Here is a 7,302-nt window from a genome sequence, read left to right as displayed (position 1 = left end):
TCATGAGCCTGAGCGTGCTCGCCCAGTCGGGAGTGCCACGCGCTGCCTTCGGCAAGATCGTCCGCAACGAGGCCCGGCTCGCTTGGCGGCAGCCCAGCGGGCTGATCGCCGGCGTCGGTATCTCCCTAGCGCTACTGATCATCTTCGGCGAGATTCCCGTGTTCCGGCAGTCATCGGCGAGCCTCGGGGGCCTGTCCACGTTCGACGTCTACATCCCGATCCTCATCGCGTTCGTGATCGGCGTCCTGGCGCTGACCTACCTGCCCGGCCCGCTGGTCTCCTACCGTGAGCAGGGGATCCTGCGCCGTCTGTCTACGACACCGGTGCCGCCGTCCTGGCTGCTGGCCGCGCAGATGGTCGTCCAGGCGTGCCTGATGGCGATCAGCGTCACCCTCCTCATCGTCGTGAGCGTCGGGTTCTTCGGTGCGAGTCCCCCGAAGAACCCGGCCGGGATGGTGCTCGCGATTGCGCTGACCATCGTCGCGATGTTCGCGATCGGGCTGTCCATCGCGGCCGCTGCCCGCACGGCGGGCGCCGCCCGGGGCCTGATGGCGGCGGCCTTCTACCCCCTGATGTTCTTCTCCGGGTTGTATTACCCGACGCAGCTCATGCCGACCGCGCTCAAGGACATCGCCCACTTCACCCCGCTCGGCGCCGCGGTAGAAGCGATCCAGGACACGATGCTCCAGGGTTTCGTCCCAGCGGCGCCGCTCCTGGTCCTCGCAGCCTATGCGGCCGTGTTCGGCTACCTGGCCATGCGCTTCTTCAGGTGGGAATAGCGCGGCGCGCAGCGCCGCGCTGTAGATCGGCGGCCGAGCCCGGCACAGCCATCGCAGCCATTAGCCGCCCGCCAGGGCACAACAAAGGAGACCACGATGCACAACGATTCTTCCCGGAAGTCGGATGAGGTAGGCCATGACGCGCCAGGCTCGGGGTTGCGAGTCCGCCCGCCGACGCATCCCACAGCGGCGCAGGCCGCTGGCCCCGATGCCGCCCACGAAACGGACGTCGTCACCAAGCCATCGGAAGGCCGCGGTTCGGTTGGCCTGACCGAAAGGCTGGCCGCGGCTAGCGCGAGGCGGGCGCGCCGCGTGCTGGCAATCTGGGGAATCGCCGTGGTGGTGGCGCTGATTCTTGTCGGCACCTCGCTGCACGGCCTGACGACGAGTGTCCATGTGGTGGGGACGACGCAGTCCAGCCAGGCCGAAGCCCTGTACCGCCAGGCGCTGGGCGCGTCGGCTGGCCAGCGGCCGACCGACGTGATCGTGGTCAGCTCGAAGAGCTTCACCGTCAGCGACGGCAGCTTCCGGCAGTTCGTGGCCCGGCTGGCGGCCCGGGTCCGGACGGCTCCTGGCGTCACGGATGTCGCCACTGGTCTGAGCGCTGGAAGCCAGTTCGTCTCGCCGGACCATCACGCAGCCCTGATCGCGCTGCGGGCCGCGAGCGACGCCGACATAAAGCCGGTGGTGAAAGACGTCCGGGCGGCAAACGGCAGCGGCGGGTTCGCGGTGGCCGTCACCGGCGACCACACGGTCGGGAACGACTTCACGACCCTGTCGGCGAGCGACCTCAAGCACGGCGAACTGGACTTCGGGCTACCGATCTCCATCGTGATCCTGCTGCTGGTGTTCGGCGCCGTGGTCGCCGGCTTGATGCCGGCGCTGATGGCCCTGCTGTCCATCATCGTGGGCCTGGGCATCGCCGCGCTGCTCGCCCGGGAGTTCAGCCTCTCGGTCTTCATCGTCAACATGATGACCGGAATGGGCCTGGCGCTCGGCATCGACTACTCGCTGTTCATCATCTCTCGCTTCCGGGAGGAACGCGGCCACGGCCACGGCAAGGACGCGGCGATCCGGATCACGGGAGCCACCGCTAGCCGCGCCGTGCTCCTCAGCGGGAGCACCTTCGTCGTCGCCCTGCTCGGCATGTTCCTGGTACCGGTCACCCTCCTTCGCAGCCTGGCGGCCGGCGCGGTGATCGTCGGAGTCGTATCCGTCGCCGCCGCGCTGACCCTCCTGCCGGCGATGCTCAGCCTCATCGGTGATCGGGTCAACTCGCTGCCCCTGCCCGTCGTGGGCAAGAACCTCGGCCGCTCCGACGCTGCCCGCGCCCGGATCTGGACAGCCGTGACCGGAAGGGTGATGCGCCGTCCAGCCGTGAGCCTGGCACTGGCGGGAGGAGTCATGGTCCTGGCGGCGGTACCCGTGCTCGGCCTGCACATCGGCCAGAGCGGAGTAACCACGCTGCCGGGCAACCTGCCATCCAAACAGGGCTACCTGGCCGTCCAGCGTTACTTCCCGAACCAGAGCCAGGACCCGGTCGAGATCGTCTCGGTCGGAGGGGCCGGCAGCGCCCGGGCGGACCTCTCAAAGCTCGAAACCGTGCTGGCCGGCGACCCGCGCTTCGGACCCGGCGTCATCCAGGCCTCGCCTGACGGCAAGATCCTCTCGCTGACCGGTCCCATCCGCGGTGACGACGTCTCCAGCCAGGACGTGGCGGCTGTACGGAATTTGCGCCAGCAGCTGATCCCGTCGGCGTTCGCCGGTTCCGGCGGACAGGTCTACGTCGGCGGTCAGACCGCCGATGAGGCCGACTACTTTCACGCCGTTACCAGCCCGACTCCGTACGTGCTGGCATTCGTGCTGGGACTCAGCTTCCTTCTGCTGATCCGTCTGGTCATCCTGCCGAGCACCTTGAGCTTGCTCGGCCAGCGCAGCTGGTACCAGCCCCGCTGGCTGGACTGGCTGCCGCACCTCCAGGCGGACCCCACCCCAGGCACCCTCCTCCGATAAGCCCGTAACCGTCCCCCGACGCCTATGACGGAAGGAGCAACAAGCCATGACAGAAGCCGGGTTCACGCATGCGGCGGGGGCCGATATCCCCCATAGCGCAACGAGCAGGCGGGGGATGCTGCCCGCGCTGGCCGGGCTCGCGGTCGGGCTGGCTTATGCCGCGATCATCGTCTACTGGGCCGTCGGCGGCACGTGGCTGCTCAATACGGTAGGCATCTCGCTGAGCCAGCCGGGGCAGGCCGGGCACCTGGCGGCGCTGCTCGCGGTGTGGGGAGCGGCCGCAGTCAAGGCCGTCGCCGCTGTCTTGCCGTTGCTCGCGATAGGGGTCTGGCCGCCAACCGCGAACGGTGGCCTGCGGAGGCTGGCTCGCGTGCTGACCTGGATCGAGGCGGCGATCCTGGTCGGCTACGGCCTGGTCCTGACCGCGAGTGGGCTGCTGGTCCAGGCCGGCGTGATCGAGGCAGTCGCCCATGCAGACCGCCTGGCCCTGAAATGGCACGCATACCTCTGGGACCCTTGGTTCCTGATCTGGGGCATCTTCGTCTTCCTGGCGCTATGGCGGTCGCGGCCGCAACACCAGGGATTTAAGGCATGTCGGCTTCGATGAGGCTGTGACCTGGTGTCTTGCGGTGGTTTGGAGGCAGGTGGGGCTCCTGGTAAGGGTGTGGGTGTCGAATCCAGCTCTGCGCCAAGGAGCCCTTGTGCTTTGCACTGTGACTGACGTCGTTGATGCAACCCGGACAGCCGTGTCCCCGGATGGAGGGACTCTGGCGGGAACGGTCGTGCTTCGGTCTTGTGACCTGCAGGTGCGGGGGCCGGACGGTGGTGGCAGCGGGCGCGGTTCCGCTGGCGGGCGAGCTGGCGGTGTTCTGCCGGCCGGTGATGACGGCTCCGGCGGCGGTCGTCTCCACGGTTAAGAGGGGAACCCGACACCGCTCCGCAACTGGATCGTTGAGCTCCGCAAGGAACGCAAACTTGGGTCAAGATGATGGCAAGGAGCGCGGATAGCCTTCTGCCACAAACCTGAACCACAGCACGTCAACGCCCTCGTGGCGGTCCAGGTCAACTGGCGAACGACACTCAGCCTCGATTCCTAACATCAGCGCGATCCGCGACGCGGCGCTAGGCCGGCGGCGCGGTGCCGCCAACGAACGCCGCGAGCGTGGCGCTCTGCCGCAGGCGGCTGGGCTCGTGCACGTACATCATGTGGCCGGCCTCGTAGTACTCGAAGCTGATATTGGACCGCAGCTCGTCTGGGATATCGAGATGTGCGAACGCATGCTCGGCGCCGAAGAACGGAGTAGCGCCGTCGTAATAGCCGCATGCCACGTAGACCCGCAGGTGCGGGTTGTGCCGCATCGCCTCGCCGAGCATCGAGGAGACCGACACGTGACGGCCCTCGAACTCGGTGTAGCTCCATGGCTGGACGCGGCCGGTCAGGAGCTCGTACGGCAGGTCGGAGGAGTAGCCGAGATCCACCCGGACGTGGTGGTTGAGGGCGGCCGCGTAAGGGCCCCGGATGGCGACGTTGCTTGGGTCATCTGACGGTTTCTCGCCACCGTCGTCGGGTTCGTAGCCGGTGAAGCGCCCATCGAGGCGCCCGATGACCCTCCCCCGGTGGCGCAGCAGTTCGCGGAAGAACCGCATGTGCTCGATACGCAGGTTCACCCGCCGGACGTAGTCCTCGGCGAGACCGGTCACCCCCGCCACCCGGCGGATCAGGTCGGCACGGTCGGCTCCCGGGAGCCGACTGCCGCTCGCCAGCCCCTGTAGGTACGGTCCCGCGGCCACCGCCACCGCCTCGTCGATGACCTCTCGCAGCGGCCTGCTGCCGTGTAGGCCGTGGTAGTGCGCTAGCGCCGCGTAGGTCGGCAGGAACAGGACATGAGGCAGGTCGTTGCCCTCCGTGAAACGGATGGTGCCCATGTCGATCACCGACGAGATGAGCATGATGCCGTTGCAGAACAAGCCGAACTCGCGCTGCAGGTAAGTGGCGAGGGCGCTGGCGCGTACCGTGCCGTAGGACTCGCCAGCGAGATACTTGGGTGATAGCCACCGGCCGTTCCGCGATGTCCATAGCCGGATCAGCTCGCCGACGGACTCCAGGTCACGCTTGAAGCCGTGGTACTCCGATGCCTTGCCGCCGGTGACGACTCTAGAGTAGCCAGTCGAGACCGGGTCGATAAACACCAGGTCGGTGTGGGCGAGCAGCGACTCGGCGTTGTCGCCTATCCCGTACGGCGGCGGAGCAAGCGATCCCGCGTCGCCCATGAGCACCCGGCGCGGGCCGAGCAGGCCGAGGTGCAGCCACACGCTGGAAGAGCCGGGGCCGCCGTTGAACGCGAAGGTCACGGGGCGGACAGTCGGGTCGGCGCCGTCGAGGGTATACGCGGTGATGAACATCTCGGCTTTGGCCTCGAGGCCCTTGAAGTGGCCATCCTCGTGCACCTGCTCCCGCAGCACGACGCGCCCGGCACTCGCGGTGTAGCGGATCTCTCCCGCCGGGGTCGCGAGGGTGTGATGCGTCTCTGTCAGGTCATCGCTAGGCGGCGCGGGTGTCCGCGTTTCCTTCTCTTCGTTGGCGGGCTTACTGTCGGTCAACGCTCATCGACTCCCTTTGAGTGAGACAGGACATCTGGTCCGCGCGCGGTCAGCCGATGTTGTGACGGTGCGCGTAGCCGATCGCGGCGGCGCGGTCCCGCGCCCCGGTCTTGGCGAAGATCCGGCTGATGTGGGTCTTGATCGTGTGGTTGCTCAGGAACAGCTGCGCGGCGATCTCCGGATTGGTCATCCCGCGGGCGATCATGCCCAGGATCTCCGCCTCGCGCTGCGTCAGGCCGTCGGGGGGCGGCGCGCTCCGGGCGGGCTCGGGCTTGCCGGGTGGGGCCGTGGCTGCGAGCAGCGTCGCGTGCACGCGGGGGTCGAAGACCGTCAGCCCGCCTACCGCCGCGCGCAGCGCCTGGGCGATCTCTGTGTAGTCGGCGTCCTTGGTGAGGTAGCTGCGCGCGCCGGCCCGGAGCGCGTCCAGGACCGAGCTGTCGTCCGCGTATGTGGTGAGCACGACGATCGCGACCTCGGGGTGCTCGGCGGTCAGCCGACGGATGGCGCCGATGCCGTCCAGGACGGGCATGTGCAGGTCGAGCAGGATCGCGTCGGGGTGGTGCTCGGCCACGAGGTCCAGGGCGTGCTCCCCGTCCGCGGCGGCGCCGACCACCTCGATGTCGGGTACCGCGTCGAGCAGCAGGACGAGGCCCTGGCGCACGCTGGCCTGATCATCGGCGATGACGAGGCGCAGCGGCGCCCCCGCCGGTGGGGTGGTCATGAAGCCATGGTCTCAGGCTGGCGGCGCGGTAGTTCGGCGGTCACGATCCACTGGCCGTCGCGGCGCCCCGCCTCGAGGGTTCCGTTCAGCAGCCGGAGCCGTTCGTGCATGCCGGTCAGCCCGTAGCCGCCGTTGACGGTGCTCACGTCCGCCGCCTGGCGGGTGTCCGCGCTCGGGGGCAGGTCGTTGCGGACGGTGAGCCGGACATCGGCGTCGCCGTAGTCGAGACGGACCGCCACGGGCTGCCCCGCGGCGTGCTTGGCCGCGTTGACCAGGGCCTCCTGGGCGATGCGTAGCAGCGCGAGCGTGGCGTCTGGGGGCAGGGCCGCGGGGACGCCGCCGGTGTCGTAGCTGACGGGGACGTGATACCGCTGCGCGTGGGTGTCGGTGACCAGGGCGAGTTCCTCATCGAGCGGCAGGGTGTCGGTGCGCAGGGCCTGAACCGCGCGGCGGGTCTCCACCAGGCCCTCGGCGGCCATCTGCTGGGCCGCGGCCAGCAGGTCACTGGCCTGGTCGGCGTCCTTGTGCAGCACCGACCGCGCCGCCTGGATCTGGATCCCGAGCGCGCCGAGCGAGTGGGCGAGCACGTCGTGGATCTCCCGGGCGATGCGGGCGCGCTCGTCGAGGAGGTCGGCCCGGCGCTGCTCGGCCTGCAGTTGTTCGCGCTGGGCCAGCAGCGCCGCCGCCTGCTCCGCCTGGATCCGGTACCCGCCCCAGTTGTGCCCGATCACCAGGCCGGCGAGCACGATCGCCGGGAGCCCGAGCAGCGTGCCGTAGCTCTGGCCGAAAGCCAGCCCGCTGACCTCGATCGCGAGTATGCCCGCCGCGGTCACGGCGACCGCTGCCGCGAGGTCGCTGTTAATGCCCGCGGCCATCGCCGCCACGAACGCGAAGACCACCAGGGCGGAACCGCCGCCGCCAGCGCCGGCCGCGAACCCCGAGGCGAAGGCGATCACCCCGCGGAGCACGGGCAGCGCCCAGGCGGGATATCGCGCCGCGGCGGCGGGGGACGCCTCCAGCACGGTCCAGGCCAGCAGGGCCAGGCCAAGCACGGCGTAGCACGCGATCTGAACCGGCAGGGCGCCTGGCGCGCTTGGCGGAGCGATGAGGAACGCCAGCAGGCCGAGCCATACGAAGCCGAGGGCGCGGGCCAGCGCGTTGACCGTGCGCAGCATGCCTCCAGTATCG

The 7,302-nt window shown here is 69.2% G+C and carries 6 protein-coding genes; 3 read left to right on the top strand and 3 right to left on the bottom strand.

What is annotated here, in order from left to right:
* The 3 genes from WA805_RS08950 to WA805_RS08940 form a co-directional block, all read left to right on the top strand.
* On the top strand, positions 1-779 hold a 779-nt coding region (locus WA805_RS08950; RefSeq protein ID WP_425242107.1), incomplete at its 5' end, for an ABC transporter permease.
* Between the two features lie 312 nt (positions 780-1,091).
* A complete protein-coding gene (locus WA805_RS08945; RefSeq protein WP_425242106.1) occupies positions 1,092-2,792 on the top strand; it encodes an MMPL family transporter in 1,701 nt (566 codons plus the stop codon).
* Positions 2,793-2,838: 46 nt separating this feature from the next.
* Entirely contained in the window at positions 2,839-3,399 is a 561-nt protein-coding gene (locus WA805_RS08940; protein ID WP_422287761.1) for a DUF3995 domain-containing protein, read from the top strand.
* Between the two features lie 515 nt (positions 3,400-3,914).
* Here the strand turns inward: WA805_RS08940 and WA805_RS08935 are convergent.
* The 3 genes from WA805_RS08935 to WA805_RS08925 all read right to left on the bottom strand — a co-directional run.
* Complete coding sequence (locus tag WA805_RS08935) at positions 3,915-5,393, bottom strand: S10 family peptidase (RefSeq protein ID WP_422287763.1); 1,479 nt, start codon at positions 5,391-5,393, stop codon at positions 3,915-3,917.
* Between the two features lie 49 nt (positions 5,394-5,442).
* Entirely contained in the window at positions 5,443-6,114 is a 672-nt protein-coding gene (locus WA805_RS08930) for a response regulator (RefSeq protein ID WP_425242105.1), read from the bottom strand.
* On the bottom strand, positions 6,111-7,302 hold a 1,192-nt coding region (locus tag WA805_RS08925; RefSeq protein ID WP_425242104.1), incomplete at its 5' end, for a sensor histidine kinase. The genes WA805_RS08930 and WA805_RS08925, both read right to left, overlap by 4 nt.

This window comes from Trebonia sp. (genome assembly GCF_049794275.1).
GTDB lineage: Bacteria > Actinomycetota > Actinomycetes > Streptosporangiales > Streptosporangiaceae > Trebonia.
This window is presented reverse-complemented; position numbering and strand designations above follow the sequence as displayed.

Excerpts from the sequence above, each read along its gene's own strand:
- WA805_RS08940 (WP_422287761.1), top strand. The coding sequence starts at position 2,839 with ATGACAGAAGCCGGGTTCACGCATGCGGCGGGGGCCGATATCCCCCAT.
- WA805_RS08930 (WP_425242105.1), bottom strand. The coding sequence starts at position 6,114 with ATGACCACCCCACCGGCGGGGGCGCCGCTGCGCCTCGTCATCGCCGAT.